Origin of the sequence: Vibrio sp. 10N.222.46.A1, assembly GCF_041473595.1 — a bacterium.
Lineage (GTDB): Bacteria > Pseudomonadota > Gammaproteobacteria > Enterobacterales > Vibrionaceae > Vibrio > Vibrio tasmaniensis_A.
In genome coordinates this window covers 1-3,455 of the sequence record NZ_JBFRSN010000668.1, presented here as the reverse complement: position 1 = coordinate 3,455, position 3,455 = coordinate 1, and the positions used below count along the sequence as shown (strand labels likewise).

Here is a 3,455-nt window from a genome sequence, read left to right as displayed (position 1 = left end):
CTTGTTATTAGTTTCAGTTGTTTAACGTAACTTGTAATATAATTGTCATCTAACGTACATATTATGTCAGTAGCTAAAAAAAGGTAGATAAACAGATGGCTTCAGCCCAATTTTCATTGAAAGAGCGCGACAAAAAAAGATGGTTGAAAGATCGTCTCGTCCGTTTTTCGGTGACATGTGGCGCGGTCAGTGTTCTAGCTGCTCTGGTGCTGATCTTTGTTTACTTGGCGATGGTCATTTTACCGGTATTTTCTGATACTGGTTTAGATACTGACCAAGCCGTGAAGACCGTAGCCATAGAAAAGCCTATCGCCTTATCCGTGGATGAATACGGTCAGCATGCGTTTACTATCGAAAAATCCGGCTTGGTGCAGTTTTGGGATTTAGAGTCTCAAAATACACATTCTTACTTTGAGCGTAATGTTTTAGCTAACCCCATCGCTTTTTCTCGAAATACCCCATCTGAAAACTGGTTTGCCTTTGCTGATAGCGCAAGCAACCTTACTTTTTTCTACCCTGAGTATAGTGCGCCTGTGCTGCAAAAGGGCAGTGAAGCCGAACCTAAAATTGAGCAAATCGATCTCCCGGAACCGTTTTTAAATGATGAATCATCAAACGGAACAACAATCGAAAAATTTGCGTTCTCTAAGAATGGACGTGGTATCACGGTTGCCGCTCAGCTAAGCGATCAACGAGTTTTGGTTAAGTGGTACCAGAGTGATCTTACTGGTCAGTATGTTTTTCAGAAGAGTCAATGGCTGTCGGATAAGTTGGGTTTACAGCAACAGTTGTTAGTCACGCCTGATGGCCAAACTTTATATCTTCGAGCACAATCGGATTTAGTTGTATTGAAGTTATCCGATAGCGGCTTCAATGTTCGTGAAGTGATTGATCTTAGCTTAAATGATGCGAAGCACTCGGTGAAAAGTATCGATTTACTGTCTGGAGCTTATTCACTGTTGGTTACGCATGAGGACGGACAGGTTTCTCAGTGGTTCGATGTACTCAAAGATGAAAAGCGTAGCCTGACCCATATTCGCGACTTCCAACTCGCCGAAGAGGTTCAGTTTATTCTGCCAGATACTTATAGAAAGGGTTTTTATAGTTTCTATCAGAATGGCACATTACAAAGCCACTATACGACCAGTGAAAAGCTGTCGCTGTTTGAGCGCGCATTTGATAAGTCACCACAATTAGCGGCTATGTCTGCTAACGAACTGCATTTGGCGACGCTGATTGATGGCACCATCAGCGTGGCTAAAGTTGATAACGAATATCCGCAAATATCATTCTCATCGCTTTGGCAAAAAGTCTGGTACGAAAGCTATCCTGAGCCACAATACGTTTGGCAATCAACGTCGGCGAACGATGACTTTGAAGAAAAATTCAGTTTAGTCCCTATCACATTCGGTACTATCAAAGCCGCTTTGTTTGCGATGATGTTTGCCGTGCCGGTTGCTGTGCTCGGAGCCATTTACACCGCATACTTCATGTCTCCACGAATGCGAAGAGTCGTGAAGCCGTCGATAGAACTGATGGAAGCTCTTCCGACCGTTATCATCGGATTCTTGGCTGGGCTTTGGTTTGCTCCCATTGTTGAAACGCATTTAACGGCCGTCTTCTCGTTAATGGTGCTATTACCACTGAGCACGCTACTGACTGGGCTTGTTTGGTTCTGTTTGCCAAAAATGGTGACGAGCCGTTTTACTAATGGTTGGCATGCTCTGATATTGATCCCGGTATTGGTGATTACTGTGATGGCAGTCTTTGCTGGTGAAAATGGTATGGAAGCCTTGTTGTTTGGTGGTGATATTCGTACCTTCTTGGCTAACTATGGCATCGACTTTGACCAACGGAATGCGCTGGTGGTTGGCTTCGCTATGGGCTTTGCTGTCATCCCGACAATTTTCACGATTGCAGAAGACGCTATTTTCTCTGTGCCAAAACATTTATCCGATGGCTCACTGGCGCTGGGCGCAACAGCGTGGCAGACCCTTATTTATGTGGTGTTATTGACGGCTAGCCCAGGTATCTTTTCTGCAATCATGATGGGGCTAGGACGAGCGGTTGGCGAGACTATGATTGTCTTGATGGCGACAGGTAACACCCCTATTCTTGACTGGAATATTTTGGAAGGGATGAGGACATTATCGGCAACAATTGCTGTCGAGTTACCAGAGTCCGAGGTGGGTGGTTCTCACTTCCGATTGTTGTTCTTAGCAGCACTCTTACTGTTTATTTTTACGTTCGCGGTGAACTCTGTCGCAGAGTGGGTTAGACAAAGACTGAGAGATAAATATCGTGCGCTGTAGTTTTAAAACTCTACCTCAATCTCTATCAATGGCTGTTCGCTGTTTGATTAGCGTATCTCACGAACTTGGCTCTTCCTTGGGTTCAGCACGTCAGAGCAAGGTCGTTCATAATGAATAAACTGAAGTCATTATTGTCTTGGATTAAATCAGGCTCTCCGTGGATATGGCTAACGGGTGGGGCGGTGAGCATCAGTATGCTTTCGGTTCTTGGCCTAATGCTGCTGATCGGCTGGAAGGGCTTAACCTATTTTTGGCCTGCTCCTTTGTACCAATGGCAAGTGGATTCCAAAGATGCATCGTTAGTTGTCGGCCTCGACGAAACGGTAGTAAAGCAAGATGTATTGATTGGCCAGTTATATGAACGAAAATACATCCCGATAGAGCAAGTCCCACAAGTACAAGACCTATTGTCGACTCAAAACCTGTCGACTGGGCTAATTCAGCGCTTAAGTATCAAAGTTGCCAACAGGGAGATTTATCCAGCGGACTTTGTTTCCATTTTGGATGTTAACTTACGTGAACCAACCACCCCACCTGACTGGGCTGTGATTGAGCGAAGTCGAGGTGGTTATTTCTTTGGTAAACCAGTGGGTTTTAAAACCACTTCTGGCACATTTGATTCGAACATAGACCAAAAGCTCGAGCAAGGCTTGGCGTTCGCTGATACGTTACGCAAAGAGACGTCGCGTGTTGTGAACCAAGAAATCCGCAATATCAGCTGGCAATTGGAAAACTTGCGTTTAGAAAAACGTAAGCTTGAACTCAATGAGTCAGTGAGCGATGAATACCTTAAAACCTATACTCAAACTAAATTGGAATTAAATCGCCAGTTGGCTGAAGCCGAAGTAAAGCTTGAGCATCTTAGAACACAGCTCAATGTCGAAAGCTTGTTGGTAGAAGATATGACAGGAGAGCAGGTTGAAATTTCGCTCAGTCATATTTTGGATTATTGGTACCCGAATAATATGTCTTATCTTGAAAAGGTTGGGCATTGGGGCAAACAAGTTTGGAAGTTCTTGTCGGAGAACCCACGAGACTCAAACTCTGAAGGCGGTGTGTTTCCTGCGATTTTTGGCACGGTACTGTTGGTTATTCTTATGTCGATTGTAGTAATGCCTCTTGGTGTGGTTGCTGCGATATATC

Annotated in this window: 1 protein-coding gene and 1 pseudogene; both read left to right on the top strand. The window is 44.4% G+C overall.

Features of this window, described 5'->3' with window-relative positions; all coding sequences use genetic code 11:
- The first annotated feature begins 95 nt into the window (after positions 1–95).
- Positions 96–2,312, top strand: a complete 2,217-nt coding sequence (locus AB4496_RS18050; RefSeq protein ID WP_009848267.1) for an ABC transporter permease subunit — start codon at positions 96–98, stop codon at positions 2,310–2,312.
- Between the two features lie 110 nt (positions 2,313–2,422).
- A pseudogene (locus AB4496_RS18045) lies at positions 2,423–3,455 on the top strand (phosphate ABC transporter, permease protein PstA); the annotation flags it as partial.

Coding starts and splice junctions, on each gene's coding strand:
- AB4496_RS18050 (WP_009848267.1), top strand. CDS start 96: ATGGCTTCAGCCCAATTTTCATTGAAAGAGCGCGACAAAAAAAGATGG.